Consider the following 14,477-nt stretch of genomic DNA (forward strand, 5'->3'; position numbering starts at 1 on the left):
CGGTCGTCCCGGCGTTCGCGGTCATCGGGCCGTCTCCAATCCGGCCGAGCCACCGGCTCCAACCACGGCGCTCCCGGCGGGAGCCTCCTCGGCGACGTCCTGCTCGCCCAGGTAGGCGGCTACGACCGCGGCGTCACCGCGAATCTCTTCCGGCGTGCCGGAGCCGATCACACGGCCGAAGTTGAGCGCCACGATCCGATCGCACAACCCCATGACCATCGAGATGTCGTGCTCGATCAGCAGCACACCGATGGAGCGCTCGGCCGCGAGCCTGCGGATCAGCTCGGCCAACTCCCGCGTGCTGACGTCATCCAGTCCCGCGGCGGGCTCGTCGAGCAGCAGCACCGAAGGCGACGTCGCGACCGACCTGGCGATGCCGACGAGGCGGCGCTGGGCGTAGGACAACTCGTGCGGAAATTTGTCGACGCAATCCCAGAGTTCGAACTGTTCGATAGCGACCGCCGCCTGATCGGACAGCTTGCGGGTGCCACGCTTGACGAGGTTGGTGAAGTACGCCCCGATGTCACGCTCGTCGGAGGCCGCCCGTAGGTTGTCGGCGACCGTCAGATCCTCGAACAGCTCCAGGGACTGGAAGCTGCGCGTGAGCCCGCGCCGGGAGCGCAGGACCGCGCCATTGCCGTCGAGTACCTTGCCCCCGAGGGTAATCCGTCCCTGATACCCACGCAGGAAGCCGGAAGCGGCGTCCACAAGCGTCGTCTTCCCCGCGCCGTTCGGCCCGATCAGCCCGACGATTTCCCCGGGCGCCACTTCGAGATCCACGCCGTCGAGTGCCTTGACTCCGCCGAAAGCGACGGCCAGGCCGCGGATCTCCAGCGTCTTGGGCTCTGCCACTGGGCGCGCCGGGCGGTCTGCGGACGTCGCCGGCGCATGAACGACAGCTCGGGCGGCCCGGTCCGGCCGCCGCCCGAGCGACCGCAGACGGTCGACGACCGCCGCCTTCTGCCGTGTCGTGTGCGCCGCGACGCCGTCCGCGTTCAGGACGATGGTGACCAGCAACAGCACCGCCGCCGCCACTGGGAACCAGCCCTGAATATTCGGAATCTTGTCGATCAGAAACTCACCGAACGTGCCCGGCGCCAGCTGCGCGCCGAAGGCGGATCCACTCACGAAGCCCACGCCACCGAGGACGGCGTAGAGCACCAGGTTGATGGAAGTGAGCACGTCGAACTGGGCGAAGTTGATGTTCGTGTTGACGTAGGCCAGCAGGATGCCGCCCAGCGCCGCGATCGCCGCACCCAGCCCGAACGCGTACAGCTTGGCGGAAACGACGCTGATTCCGAGGCTCGCCGCGGCCCTCTCGTTGGAACGCACCGCGATCATCCGTCGTCCGCTCCGGCTGCGCCGGACGTTCGCCACGCACCAGCAGGCGATCAGCAGAAGCACCAGCACCATCAGCGCGTACCGGTCGGTGTGCCCGAGATAGTCGAACTGGATGCCGAACAGGGTCGGTGGCCGCACCACCGTACCCGTGACCGGACCACCGGTGTAGTCCGGGTTGCCGAGCACCACGCTGGTGATGACGGTGGCCAGCCCCAGGGTGACGACCGCCAGGTTCGCTCCGCGGGCACGGACGGCGGGCAACGCGACAATCAGGCCGATGGGCACCGTGAACACCACTCCCGCGAGCAGCGTGAGCCAGAAAGGCACACCCCACGCGGCATTCATCCGTGTGGCGATCAGCGCACCGATGCCGGCGAGGGCGAACTGCGCGAGGGAGAGCTGGCCCGCGAAGCCGGTGACCACCACGAGGGACAGTACGAGCAGGCCGTAGACGAGTGTCGTGACGATCGCGGCGGTCCAGTTGGTTCCGAAGGCGAAGAACGACAGCCAGAGCAGGACCGCGAGGATCGTCGTGAAGATCCACGGCGGTTTGCCTTCGCCGAGTTTCGGCAGCCGTTCGGCGAGGTGCCCGCGCAGCGGCAGCGCCCCGCCGCGGAACATCAGCAACAGGATGATGACGATGAACGGCATCGCGCTGGCCCAGCCGGGCGCCTTGACGTAGTGGGTGGTCTCCGACTCGAGGACACCCATCAGCAAGCCGCCGACGAGTGTGCCCAGGAACGAGCGGAATTCGCCGACGAGGCTCGCGGCCAGCGCGGGAACGACGGCCAGCACGAGCGCGCCGGGTGAGAGGCCGGTGATGGGGACGAGCAAAGCGCCGGCAAGCCCGGCCAGCGCACCGCCCGCAGCCCAGTTGCCCGCCGCGATCATGCCGGGCGACCAACCCATGGCAGCGGTCGCCACCTCGTTCTCAGCGACACCGGTGGTGGCCAGCCCGAAGCGGGTCACGCGGTAGACGATCCACAGCACCACGGCCAGCCCGACCGCGATCGCCAGAATGATCAGCCGGTCCTTGCCAGCGAAGATGCCCGGAAAGACCTCCACGGTCTTCGTGGGCAGGAACGACGGCACGCGCTTGGGCAGGCTGCCGTACCGCCGCGTCGCCACGCTGGAGATCAGGGTGAGCACGGCGAGCGTGGCCACGACCCGCGCGACAGGTGAGGCGTGGCGCATCGGCCTCATCACCCCGAGCTGGATCAGGACTCCCGCAGCCGCGCAGCTGGCGATCGCGACGAGGATCGCGGCCGCGGGTGGCATATCGGTCCTCAACTCGTAGTAGACCGCAGCACCGAGGAGGGCCAACGCCCCCTGGGAGAAGTTGACGACGCCCGATCCCCGGTAGATCAGGACGATGCCGAGGGACAGCAAGACATAGACGCCGCCGGCACCCAGCCCGATGAGCAGAAATTTGACGAAACTGTCCACAAGAACCTCGCGTCGTTGTGTAGGTCCACAGGAACCTTGCGGCGTTGTGCAGAACTGGTACCGGCGGTGCGTACGGGACGCGCCGTCTGGCCGCAGAATGCGACTCAGGCTAAGCGAGCCAGCTGGTCGGGTCAAGGAATCCCGTATCCCGAATTCAAGAATCCCAGTACGTCGCGACGCGGCGCAACCCCCTGCACAAACACGATGCCGCTCGTGACATCGAATCGTTGACCACATCCCGATCTGATAGGTATCCTGCATCCCATAAGCCGTTCCGTCGGTGCAGAGAGTGGATGTGAGACCAGTGCCGGTCGGCGAGACCGAGACGACGTTCGGGGCACGCATTCACCGCTGATTCGGTGGCGGCCCTGCGCGATACCAGCCCGATCCAGTCCAGCGACCAGCTTCGCCGGGCGTCAGCCGCGCAGTAGATAGGCATTGATAGCCGTATCGGGACCACCTCGCACCGTCGCTGTCCATCTCGGCAGCGGCTGACCACGACGACGGGCACGTCCATCGGCACAATGAACGTGCGCATCCCGGCATGGTCGGGCACACCGATGTTCGTCCGACCCAGCGGACGGGCCGTACTGCGCGTGGTGCGCCACCGAGGACCAGACCTGCCGCCGAGGACAACCCGGCCACCGTTCATTTCACGGCGCCCCGATGCGCGCGGCGACAGCCTCGGAATCACAGACGGCTCCAGGGCGTCGCCGGCACCGGAAGCCGTTGCCGCGCAACAGCAGCGGAGGTATCGGCGCTTCTACTCCCCGGGCCGTGGCCGAGGATCACGGGTCCGCTCGCACATGCCGAGGCTGCGGCATTCCGGCTGGTGATCCGGAATGCCGCAGCCTGGTCATCGGGCGCTTGCCGGCACCTGGCTCCAGGGCCCTGGCCGCCCATTCGATCTCAGACGCTGACGATCTCCGCCGTCAGCTTGAACTGGTCACGAGGCAGGTAGATGGGAGTGGGTGCGATATGGCGCGAGTTCTGGAGCAGGTTCGTGCCGCCCTGACCCACCGTGATCCATACCGCCTGCTTGCCGACCTCCTCGGCGATCGCGTCGGCGACCTCCTTGTCCCGGACCAGCACGGCACACCTGAGCATGATCTCCGCGGGATCCTTGGTGGTGTAGGCGTCGCCGTAGAGCGAGTTGTAGCCGACGTAGCCGAAGTGCAGCGCGTGCACGGCATCGCCGTATTGCTCGATGCGCTTGCGCAGGATCTCCTCGACGAATTTCGCGCGGGCGAGGCAGTTCGGCCCGCCCATCATGGTGAAACCGATGACCCGGTACCCCCAGTCGACACCGACCAGCACCTTGAGGGTGTCCGGGCGCGCCGTGCCGGAGATGCCACTGACGCGGACACGGTCGTCGCCCAGATCCTCGACGTAAGCGTTCTGGAAGTCCGCTGTGACGTCCGGAGTGAAGTAGCGAGCGGGATCGTGGACCTCGTAGCTCAGCTGCGCGCGGACTGTGTCACGGGTTACGCCGCCGCCGGTGTTCGGGGTCTTCGAAACGACGAAGCTGCCGTCCTGATTCACCGTGGCATAGGGGAAGCCGAGCTTCTCCATGCCATCGAACATCCGTTTGCCCGGATCGCTGAAATTGCCGCCGGTGACATGTTGCCCGCACTCCAGCGTGTGGCCGACCGCGGTCGCGACACCGACCTTCTCCCAGTCGTCGAGCGCCCAGCCGAGTTCGTGGCAGATCGGGCCCACATAACACGAGGGGTCTGCAAGCCTGCCGCCGATGACCCAGTTCGCGCCCTGCTCCAGCGCCTCGACTATCGGCTCCGCACCGATGTAAGCGTAGGCACCCACCACGCGGTCACCGAGTTGGCGGACCGACGTGCCGATCTCGGGCAAGTCGATGTCCTGCGCGAGGACCTGATCCAGGCAGTCGTCACCGTGGACGATGCCCACCTTGAGCCCGCTGCCGCCGTAGCCGAGTTCGCGCAGCTTGTCGACGATCAGGCGGCCGGCCGCGTCGGGGTTGGCGCCGCCCTGGTTCGTCGCGATGCGGCCACCGCGGGAGACGAACGGAGCGAAGGCCGGGATGGTGCGCGGCAGGTGCTCGTTGTAGCCCTTCTCCGGGTCGGCCATCTTGCGGGCGTGCGCGAACGCCATGGTCCGCTCCGCCAGCGAGTCGAAGCCCATGTAGGTGACCAGGCCGGACTCCGCCAACTCGGTGGGCCAGTCGATCCGTTCGGCAGCGTCCGCCGACCCGCATCCGATGCTGATGGACTCAGCCGTCATGTTGCCTCCTCAAAGCACTGCGCCGACGCTCGAGATTTCGTTGTAACGGTGCTTGCGGGCGGGTCGAGCTTCCCGCTCGGAAGTTTTGGTATCCAGGATACTATATGCCAACTCGATGCAGCAGTAGCTACCGGGTTACCGACCCCGACTCCGCGTATTTTGGTATCCAGGTTTCTTGCATCCCAAATCCCGCCTGCATACCATCCGGAAGAGGAGTGTGCTTTCCGGCTGCGTGTCGGACGGCCGCACCCGACGCTCCACCTCGGCAGAACGGACTGACTGTGACCACGAAGACGCATTCGCTCGCCCTCGACGATCTGGTCGCCTCCTTCTACACCTTGTCGGGAGCGCCGAATGGGAAACCCGCCCGGCACTCGTTCGACGAACGGGTCCGTGGCGCCGCCGCAGCAGGTTACGCGGGCATCGGGCTGACCGTCTTCGACATCGAGGTGTCCACGGCGGATGGACCGAGCGCCGAAGATCTGGCTCTGGTCGCAAGCGACCACGGCATCCGGATCGCCGAGGTCGAGACCTTGCGCTTCAGCCCGGAGCTGTCAGTCGAGGAGTGCGCGGAGGCGGGCAAGACGTTCGAGCTCGGAGAGCGGCTGGGCGCCCGGCACGTGAACGTGGTTATCGGACTGCCCCCCCGGCACGCCGGTCGACGTGGACGCCGCGGCCGCGAGCTTCGCCGAGTTGTGCCCGCAGGCGGGCGAGCACGGCCCGCTGGTCGCCTTCGAGTTCATGCCTTACATGGCCGTCTCCACAGTCGACATCGCGTCGGACATCGTAGAGCGCGCGGGAGCGGACAACGGCGGACTCGTCGTGGACTCCTATTCACTTCTTCCGCGGCGGGTCCAGATTGGAGGATCTCGCCCGGATCCCGGGAAACCGGTTCATCACCCTGCAGCTCTCCGACGTGCCCGCCGTGGCTCCTGCGACTCCCGGCGAGCTCCTCGCCGAGACCCGGACGGCCCGCCTGCTCCCCGGCGAGGGCGAGTTGCCGCTGGAAACTTCCTGCGCACCGTCGACCCGGCAGGCGCCGACGCGACGATCGGGGTGGAAATCCTCTCCGATGCGCTGCGGCCCTTGGCAGCGGAAAAGATCGCCGCACGGACCGCGGATGCGACCCGCGCGGTGCTGGACCGCGCCCGGTCCCGCTGAGGAACGGCGTACGTCGACGATGACCGCGTCATCGCGGCGTTCCCGATCGGTGACCGAACACTTGGCCGACACCGGAGTTCACATCCCACCCCCGCACGTGGAGGTAGCACCATGCAATTCGACGTCGACGTCGACGAACTTCGCACATGGGTCTTCGGTGACGAAGAGTCCCGCAAGCGCTTCACCGCGCGCCGGAAGTCTCCACTGTCGGTGCCGCACGCCGACATCATGACCGCGGCCAATACGAAGTTCTGGGACCGAGACGAGGTGCTGGACCTTCCGACGAAGGCGCTCGTCAACCTCGCGATCATGTCCGCGATCAACCGGCCACACGAACTGGAGACGCGGGTCCGGGGACTGCTACGAGGCGGAATGCGGCCCGAGATCATCGCTGAGGTGTTTTTGCAGACGGCATTCTACGTCGGCAACCCGGCTGGCGTCGAAGCACTGATCATGCTGGTCAACGCGGTCGACGACCTCCGTGAGCTGGGCACGCTCGTGCACGAGCCGACCGGCCCGCTGCCGGTACCGCGCGCCGATTCGGCCGGCGTACCCGCCTCCGCGCCCGCGCGCGGCAACTAGTGCCTACCGGGCGGCGCTGCCCGAGTGGCATGCGGGCGCCCACATCCTGCTGCTCGGGGACGCCTGGTGCGCCGTCACTCCCGGTCGGATTCGACCACCGCGACTCGATACCTACCAACCTGTGACCTATGAAAGAGGAACAACATGACCGCCCCGAAGCAAGCACTGCTGCTGCTCGATCCGACCGACGGGACCGTCCGCTCGAACGGCTCCTTCGCGCGGCTGATGGATCCCGGCACCGACTTCGACCGGCTCACCGACCGACTACGAACGGCGCTGCAGGCGGCCCGCACGGCCGGCGTGCCGGTTATCTGGGTCGTGCCCGGAGCCGCGTTCATCGAGCAGATGACCGGAGAGGCGCCGGCTCCGTCGGCCAGCCGCCCGGACGAGATCGTCGGCGTGCCCGCGCCGGATGAACCGCTCGTCGAGAAGACCGCAATCGGCGCGTTCCCCGGCAACGACCTCGAACGGATCCTGCGCGCGGCGGGCATCGACGAGATCGTGCTTGCCGGCGTGGCGACCCAGTACGTCGTGGCCGCCACAGCCCGCGAAGGTCGAGAGCGGGGCTTCACGGTCCGAATCCTCCAGGACGCGTGCGCCGACCTGGACCCGGCGACGCACGCACGTACTCTCGACGCGCTCCGTCCGATCGCGACGATCACCTGGACACCCGAGGACTGGAGCGACCTGCCAGCCCGGAATTAGTGCCGTTCGGAGATAGGTGCAGTGGATTCGGAACCAGATACGTTGCGATATGCCGAGTTCGAATCCGAGAGACGCGCGGCACAGGTCACGAAATGCGCTCCTCTGGTCACGTAATATAATCCTGTGGAGGATACTGTCATCGCAGTGAAACCGGTTCGGCGTGAGCGGCTCGTCGACGGTGTCGTGGACCAGCTTCGTACGCTGATCCTCGGTGGCGCCCTGCCGCCGGGGCAGACTCTGCAGCAACGCGCGCTCGCCGCGCAGCTCGGCGTCAGCCGTACCCCACTCCGCGAAGCGCTCTACATTCTCGCGGAGGAAGGATTTCTGCGCTCCTCCAACGGGCACAACACGCTCGAGGTCATCAACCATTCTGCCGAGGAGATGGTCGAACTCTACCAATTCCGTGAGGTCATCGACGGACTGGCGGCTCGCCTGGCTGCGCGGCGGGGTGTGTCGGAGGCAGATCTCGCCGACCTCGGCCGGATCGTCGACGAAATGCACAGCCTGACGGTCACGGCGGACTGGCCCCGTCGGGCGGCGCTCCACGCGGATCTGCACGCCGGCATCGCCGAGCTGTCCGGTAATCCGCATGTGGCGGCGCATGTACCGATGATCCGATTCACTGCGCAGATGCGCGCGCGGAACCTCGACAACTTCCAGGACGTCGATCCGGTGCGGTTGCGCGACCTCGTCGAGCAGGGCGAGGCCGAGCATCTGGAGCTTCTGGCCGCTATCCGGGATCAAGACGGCCGCCGGGCAGAGACGTTGGCGCGACGGCACATTCGCAAGTCCGTTACCTCGCCGCCCATTCGTCCAGCCCGCGGGACCGTGCCCCTCGCCGCAGTGGCCTCGGGCCACAAGCTGAGCCGACCCCGGCGGTCCGAGGCCACAGCGTGACTTGTCAGGCGGCTTGCAGCGCCTGTCGAAGGCGCGAGCGCGAGGCACCGATCAGCCGACCGGAGAGAGTGGACCTGGTGTCCGGCTAGCTCCCTATCAACAGCGACGACATCGTCTTGCGGATGTGTCGGCGAGCCGCCCTCTCTGCGCGCTGCCCCTGCCCGGCCTCGATCGCGTCGAGAATCTCCCGGTGGTCGTTCTCGCCTTCGCCCAGTAGCGCGGCGATGGTTTCCGGTGACTCGGTCCCGATAGTATTCAGGTTGAGCGACAGCATCTGCGCAGTGAAACGGATCATCGGAATCTGAGCGACGACCTGACGGTTCCCCGACAGTTCCGCGATGTTGGCGTGCAGGTCGGCATGCAATGCGGCCCGCCGGGGCCAATTCTTTCCGGAGTCGAACGTTCGCATATGGTCGACGAGTCCGCGCAGGCGGTCGAGATGCTCTGCCTCGACGCCTCGTTTCGCCGCGAGTCGCGCCGCGAGACCGTCGACGACTTCCCGCACCTGATAATGGTTTCGCAGGTCATCCGGTGTCAGCGAAACAACCTCGAGTGTGTTGTTGCCGTTCGACGGGCGGGCGAACCCCTCGCGCTCGAGCCGGCGAAACGCTTCCCTCAGCGGCGTCCTGCTGACCCCGAGCCGCTCGCACAGCTCTATCTGGAGCAACGTATGGCCGGGTGGTAATTCGCCGCTCAAGATCAGCGTCCGCAACCGTTCTACGACCTCGTCCACGAGGCGCGAACGCTGCACCGGCTTGATTGTGGTTTTGGAATCCACCATCCCGCAATTGTAGGACCCCGGACGATCGGGCAGGTGACGAGCGCTTCCGCCGAACGCCCTACTCCCCCTGCCTGCTCCGATCCTCCGTGGACACCGCAATCGGCAGCGCGGCGACAGCGGGTGTCGTCACCGGGTGGGTCAGTCGTCGAGCTCGATGTGTCGATCTCTCCTGCTGTTCGATTATTTTCCTTGGTACTGCGGTGCGGGCGCGTCGGGTTCACGCTGAGCCGCGTGGGCACGCGCCACTGCGTAATCCTCAGTGGTCTGCAGGTAATAGCCATAGGCCCGCTCGAGGTCGTAGAACTCGTCGACCGCCATCGCCTTCTTGACCAGTTCTCGCGCGAACGACACGGCGATCGGCGGGCGCTGGGCCAGTTCGGTAGCCACCTCCTTGGCTCGTTCGAAGGTCTGGGCGGCCGGGACGACCTCGTTGACCAACCCCAGACCCAGCGCGGTTTCTGCATCGATCCTGCGCGCGTTGAGGATCATGTCCATCGCACGATGCTTACCGATCATCCGGGGAAGATAGACGGCCGAACCCGCGAAGGGGATCAGACCGACGTTCATCTCTACTGCGCCGAACCGCGCCGAGTCACCCGCGATCACCAGGTCGCAGGAGTGCGCGAGTTCCCAGCCACCGCCGAGGCACCAACCATTGACTGCCGCAACCAGCGGCTTCTTGAAGTTGTGCAGGGTCTCCCAGATCTGGCCGTAGGCGTAGCCGTACGCCAATCGGGACGGCGACGAGTCCTGTCCGTCCTGCGGATACCGGGCTGGGCGGTGCACACCCAGGTTCGCACCGGCAGAGAACGCGCGCCCACGGCCGAAGAGTACGACGGCCCGGGTCGTGCGGTCGCGCCCGAAGGCCAGCAGAGCCTCGTCGATCTCGGCCAGGGTCGTGGTGGCGTCCGTGGGGTTCATCCGCTCGGGATCGTTCAACTCGATGAGACCGACGGCTCCCTCCGTCGACACGACGATAGTCTCGAACGGTGCAGTCATTGCACTCCAATCCATCAAATTGCCTGCTGGATACTGAATTCGGTGGTGCTCAACCAGGCCTCACGGCCGGACTGATCCATTACTCGGCTCCCGCGATCCTGGTGAACCAGGTCCTGCGGAAACAGAAATCGAGTGGTACGCCCACGACCGGGTCACAGGGTAGTCCGCCATCTCATCGACGGCCCGGCGCACAAGTCCACGGGCGAATGCCACCGCCAGCGGCGGCCGGGCGGCAATGGCGGCCGCACGCCGCAGCGCCTCCTCCTCCACGTCCTCGTCCGGCACCGTCTCCGCCGAGATATCCAGCGCAGCGAGATCACGCGCACCGAACTGCCTGCCGAGCACGATGAGCTCCATCGCGCGGTGTTTGCCGACCGCGCGAGTCAGCGTGCGGGCCATCGGCGAGAACAACGATCGCCCAGCTTCCACGTCCGTCGCCCGCAGCCGCGCCGACCGACCGAGGACCACGAGATCGCACCCGAGCACGAGCCCGAGCCCGCCACCTTCGCACCGGCCGCGCACCGCGGCGATGATCGGCTTGGTCACGCCGGCCAGTGCTTCCCAGACGACGCCGTAGGCGTAGCCGTGAGCGAGCCGTTCCACGGAACCGGCATCCGCATCGGCGGCGTACGTCGGCGGCCCCGGGTCAGGATGGTGCCCAGCGAGACAGAAGTCCGGTCCCTCGGCTCGGAGCACGATCGCACGAGTAGTGCGGTCGCGGCTGAGCGCGCGAAACTCGTCGCTGAGGATCGCCTCCGTGGTGAGCGGACTCATGCGGTTGCCGTGCTCGGCATCGTTCAGGGTGACGGTCGCGACCGCGCCGCCACGCTCGACGAGCACGGGACCACTGTTGCGGGAGTCACTCATCTTCGGGCGCCCTTCTTCCGCGATCTACCGGACTGGCCTTGAGTGCCATCCTGTCGATTTCCTGGATACATAAACCAGGATTCTACATACTAAGAATGATATGTCACCTCGCTGGCCAGCGGGATCGCAATACAAGAAGGACGCACGACTGCGACTCTTGCGCTACAGTTTGGTATTCAGGATCCTCGAAACCATCGGACGTCGCGAAGCGCCGAGCGGATCCCGGTTTCGCGGCGACCGGTGCGCCGGACGCGGGATGGCCGACTGCCCCCGCGTCTACCGGGGAGTCCTTCCCATCCTTCGAATCGAGAACGAAGAGGAGTGTCCTTGTCCGGCACCTACGACTACGTCATCGTCGGCGGCGGGAGCGCGGGATGCGTCGTTGCCAACCGTCTCAGCGAAAATCCTGCCATCTCGGTACTTCTACTCGAGGCCGGCGGCCGTGACTGGACGCCCGCCATGCAGATTCCCGTGGGAACCCAGCGCATCGACCCGAAGTACGATTGGCGATACCAGGCCGAGCCGGACAACTCACGCGGCGGGTCCGTGGACACTTGGGCCGCCGGCCGGGTACTCGGGGGCGGCAGCTCGATCAACGCCATGGTCTGGGTGCGCGGCAACCCGCTCGGGTATGACGACTGGGCCGAGGCGGGCGCTCATGGTTGGGCGTACGCGGATGTGCTGCGGTATTTCAAGCGCGCCGAGCACTTCCGCGGTGATGGCGACGCTGAGTATCGAGGGCGGAGCGGCCCTCAGTCGGTGGTCCGGATGGGGGTGGATCACAGGCTGACCGATCTGTTCATGGACGCGGCAACCGAGGCGGGGCACGCCCGCAACACCGACTACAACGGGGCCTCCCAACTCGGCGTCTCCAGAGGACAGGTCAGCCAGCTCCGGGGATTCCGGCACAGCGCCGCGCGGGCGTACCTGACGCCGATCGGCCGTCGGCGCAACCTGACTGTCCGCACCGGCGCGCTGGTCTCCCGCGTCCTGTTCGAGGCCACCCGAGCGGTGGGCATCGTGTACACGCATCGCGGCGAAACGTTCGAGGCGAGGGCGGCGCGAGAGGTGATCGTAAGCGCGGGAGCCATCGCCTCGCCGAAGTTGCTGATGATATCCGGCGTCGGGCCCGCAGACGAACTGCGCCGACTGGGCATCCCGGTGGTCGCCGATTCGCCGGGCGTCGGACAGAACCTTCAGGAACACCCCTACGCACACATGCTCTACGGCGTGTCGCACAAGACACTCAACCAGGAGTTGACGCCCTTCGGCATCGTCAAGCACGGGCTGGACTTCGTATTGCGGGGCCGAGGCGCGGCGACCGCGTCGATGAGCCACGCGATGGTGTTCGCAGGCGCCGGCGGGCACACCGATATGGAGATCATCTTCGCTCCGTTCGGCGTGCGCAGCGGCAAGAAAAGGGCGAAGAGCGGTGGCGAGAAGAACCAGTTCGAGAAGTTCTCGTCCACTGTGGACGCAGACGAGACGTATCGGCACGACGTGCACGACATGGAAATCCTCCGCACGTCCAGCGTGATCGCGCTGCCCTCGGTGACGCGCCCGCAGGGTCGCGGTGAGATCGGTCTGCGCTCGGCGGACCCCGGCGAGGCGCCAGTGATCCGGCACGACATCGTCGGCCACCCGCACGATCTGGAAGCGCTCATCGACGCGTGCATCGCCACGCGGGAGATCTTCGCCCAGCCGTCGATCGGCCGCTACGTCGTCGGTGAGGAAACGCCCGGTACAGGTGTGCGCACCCGGGACGACTGGAAGTCCTGGCTCGCGAAGAACGTGCACCGCGGTTGTCACCCCGCAGGTACCGTCCGGATGGGCGGCGACGACGCGCCGCTCGACCCTGCGCTACAGGTGCGAGGCGTCGAGGGCCTGCGCGTCATCGACGCGTCGGTGATGCCGACTCTGCCGACCGGCAACACCAACGCGGCCGCGATCATGATCGGCGAGAAGGGAGCCGATCTCGTCCTGGGTCACTGAGCGTGTTCCGCGTCGCCGGGCGCGTGCCAGTCGGCCGAGGCGGCCGGACTTTCCCCGGTGGTTTCCCGAGACACCGATCCGGCTGGGCATCGTCCCGGCAAACCCCGACAGCCGCCGCATGCCGCAGTCTTGACATTGCAAATGGCATACAGGATTCTGGATCAAAAGTTCCAAAATAGGTAAGAAGCACAGAAGAATTCGTTCGATGAGGAGCGTGGCGTGCCGTTCACCCGTAGATCAATGAGGTTCATAGCCGCCGTTACGGCGGTGTTCGCTGCCGTCGCGGTGTCCGCCACGGCATGTGGTTCTCGCAGTGGAGAAGGAGGCAACGGCACCGCCACCGGGACGCCGATCAAGTTCTACGTCATCGGCCCAAGCGGCAACGACAAGGTGGACGACAGCACCGAAGGCGTCATGGGCGTCCGCGCCGCCATCACCGCCATCAACAACGCGGGCGGCGTCCTCGGACACCCGCTCCAGGCTGTCTACTGCGGCAACGGCCCGGCGACCGACGCGAACAAGGTCGAGTCCTGCTCCCGGGACGCGGCGAACGATCCCGGTATCTCGGCGCTGGCGTGGACCATCGTCAACCAGGGCGCAAGCATGGACCCCACCCTGGAGAAGGCAGGTCTGGCGTGCTTGGGATGCCACGCCACCACTTCTTCCGACTACTCCTCACCGATCTTCTTCGACCTCGGCTCCGGTGCGCTGTCGGTGGCGGGCCAGGCCGCGCTCGCGGCCGACGTCCTGCATGCGAAGCAGATCGCCATGGCCTTGCCCGACCTGCCGGCGGCACACGCGCTGCCGGAGCTGATCGCTCAGCTCGCACTCGACGCCCGCAACCTGAAGGTCGGCAAAGCCGTCTACATCCCGCTGACGAGCGTCGACATGACCGCCGCGGCGGCCCAGATGAACGGTGCCGACAACGTCCTCTCGACGCTGCTGCAGAACCAGGCGCCGGCGTTCGTCCAGGCCATGAAGCAGCAGGGCATCAACAACCCGACCACCTTCCTGGCCGGCCTGTTCGGCGCGCCCGGCCTCACGGAGGCCTTCGGCAACGACGCGAACGGGCTCTACCTGGTGTCTCGGTTCAACTACTTCAGTCCCGGCTATCAGGCGTATGCCAGGGATGTCGCGGCCATCGGCGCAACCGACAGCGTGCTGAACAACGACCAGTCGCTCCAGGCATGGATGGCCGTGCGGCTGTTCGCCCACATCGTGCAGCAGCTCGGCGGAAACCCCACGCGGGAATCGGTGCTGAATGCCGTGAGAAACCTGACGTCGTACTCGACGGACGGACTGACTCCGGATATCGACTTCTCGAAGCCGCAAGCCCGCGGCGGCGGCCACTTTCCCAACATGCGGAACGACACGGTCACGCTCATGCAGTACCGGGACGGTCGGCTCCAGGCGGTCGGTGCCGGCAACTTCGTCCACGTGTTCGGATAGC

The 14,477-nt window shown here is 66.6% G+C and carries 10 protein-coding genes; 5 read left to right on the forward strand and 5 right to left on the reverse strand.

Annotation, left to right across the window (positions count from 1 at the left end; translation table 11 throughout):
• Window positions 1-21: 21 nt before the first annotated feature.
• Together LBW94_RS24885 and LBW94_RS24890 are read right to left on the reverse strand one after the other, a co-directional pair.
• Window positions 22-2,787 carry a branched-chain amino acid ABC transporter permease/ATP-binding protein gene (locus tag LBW94_RS24885; RefSeq protein ID WP_225060122.1) on the reverse strand — a complete coding sequence of 922 codons (2,766 nt, stop codon included), beginning with the start codon at window positions 2,785-2,787 and terminating at the stop codon, window positions 22-24.
• Between the two features lie 909 nt (window positions 2,788-3,696).
• Window positions 3,697-5,043: an acyclic terpene utilization AtuA family protein gene (locus LBW94_RS24890; RefSeq protein WP_225060123.1), complete on the reverse strand. Its 1,347-nt coding sequence runs from the start codon at window positions 5,041-5,043 to the stop codon at window positions 3,697-3,699.
• 1,272 nt (window positions 5,044-6,315) lie between these two features.
• Between LBW94_RS24890 and LBW94_RS24895 the strand changes: the two genes are divergently transcribed.
• From LBW94_RS24895 to LBW94_RS24905, 3 genes are all read left to right on the forward strand, one after another.
• Window positions 6,316-6,786 (forward strand): carboxymuconolactone decarboxylase family protein, encoded by a 471-nt coding sequence (locus LBW94_RS24895; RefSeq protein ID WP_225060124.1) that lies wholly within the window; start codon window positions 6,316-6,318, stop codon window positions 6,784-6,786.
• A gap of 144 nt (window positions 6,787-6,930) precedes the next feature.
• On the forward strand, window positions 6,931-7,491 hold the full coding sequence (locus tag LBW94_RS24900) for a cysteine hydrolase family protein (protein WP_225060125.1): 561 nt from the start codon (window positions 6,931-6,933) through the stop codon (window positions 7,489-7,491).
• Window positions 7,492-7,614: 123 nt separating this feature from the next.
• Window positions 7,615-8,388 (forward strand): GntR family transcriptional regulator, encoded by a 774-nt coding sequence (locus LBW94_RS24905; protein ID WP_225060126.1) that lies wholly within the window; start codon window positions 7,615-7,617, stop codon window positions 8,386-8,388.
• Window positions 8,389-8,473: 85 nt separating this feature from the next.
• Here LBW94_RS24905 and LBW94_RS24910 read toward each other — a convergent pair whose 3' ends face one another.
• The 3 genes from LBW94_RS24910 to LBW94_RS24920 all read right to left on the reverse strand — a co-directional run bounded on the left by LBW94_RS24910 (window position 8,474) and on the right by LBW94_RS24920 (window position 11,035).
• Entirely contained in the window at window positions 8,474-9,169 is a 696-nt protein-coding gene (locus LBW94_RS24910; protein WP_225060127.1) for a GntR family transcriptional regulator, read from the reverse strand.
• 180 nt (window positions 9,170-9,349) lie between these two features.
• The gene (locus LBW94_RS24915) at window positions 9,350-10,168 is read right to left on the reverse strand and encodes an enoyl-CoA hydratase/isomerase family protein (protein WP_225060128.1); all 819 of its coding nucleotides are present in this window, start codon (window positions 10,166-10,168) and stop codon (window positions 9,350-9,352) included.
• Between the two features lie 60 nt (window positions 10,169-10,228).
• Window positions 10,229-11,035: an enoyl-CoA hydratase/isomerase family protein gene (locus tag LBW94_RS24920; RefSeq protein WP_225060129.1), complete on the reverse strand. Its 807-nt coding sequence runs from the start codon at window positions 11,033-11,035 to the stop codon at window positions 10,229-10,231.
• Between the two features lie 327 nt (window positions 11,036-11,362).
• On the opposite strand from LBW94_RS24920, the gene LBW94_RS24925 reads away from it, so the two are divergent.
• Together LBW94_RS24925 and LBW94_RS24930 are read left to right on the forward strand one after the other, a co-directional pair.
• Entirely contained in the window at window positions 11,363-13,027 is a 1,665-nt protein-coding gene (locus LBW94_RS24925; RefSeq protein ID WP_225060130.1) for a GMC family oxidoreductase, read from the forward strand.
• Between the two features lie 219 nt (window positions 13,028-13,246).
• Window positions 13,247-14,476, forward strand: coding sequence for an ABC transporter substrate-binding protein (locus LBW94_RS24930; RefSeq protein ID WP_225060131.1), 1,230 nt, complete (start codon window positions 13,247-13,249; stop codon window positions 14,474-14,476).
• The last annotated feature ends 1 nt before the right edge of the window (window position 14,477 follow it).

The organism is Nocardia sp. alder85J, from assembly GCF_020176955.2.
Classification (GTDB): domain Bacteria; phylum Actinomycetota; class Actinomycetes; order Mycobacteriales; family Mycobacteriaceae; genus Nocardia.

What these genes read in the sequence shown, in the direction of transcription:
- LBW94_RS24920 (WP_225060129.1), bottom strand. Translation starts at nt 11,035, where the DNA reads ATGAGTGACTCCCGCAACAGTGGTCCCGTGCTCGTCGAGCGTGGCGGC.
- LBW94_RS24890 (WP_225060123.1), bottom strand. Translation starts at nt 5,043, where the DNA reads ATGACGGCTGAGTCCATCAGCATCGGATGCGGGTCGGCGGACGCTGCC.
- LBW94_RS24900 (WP_225060125.1), top strand. Translation starts at nt 6,931, where the DNA reads ATGACCGCCCCGAAGCAAGCACTGCTGCTGCTCGATCCGACCGACGGG.
- LBW94_RS24895 (WP_225060124.1), top strand. Translation starts at nt 6,316, where the DNA reads ATGCAATTCGACGTCGACGTCGACGAACTTCGCACATGGGTCTTCGGT.
- LBW94_RS24915 (WP_225060128.1), bottom strand. Translation starts at nt 10,168, where the DNA reads ATGACTGCACCGTTCGAGACTATCGTCGTGTCGACGGAGGGAGCCGTC.
- LBW94_RS24910 (WP_225060127.1), bottom strand. Translation starts at nt 9,169, where the DNA reads ATGGTGGATTCCAAAACCACAATCAAGCCGGTGCAGCGTTCGCGCCTC.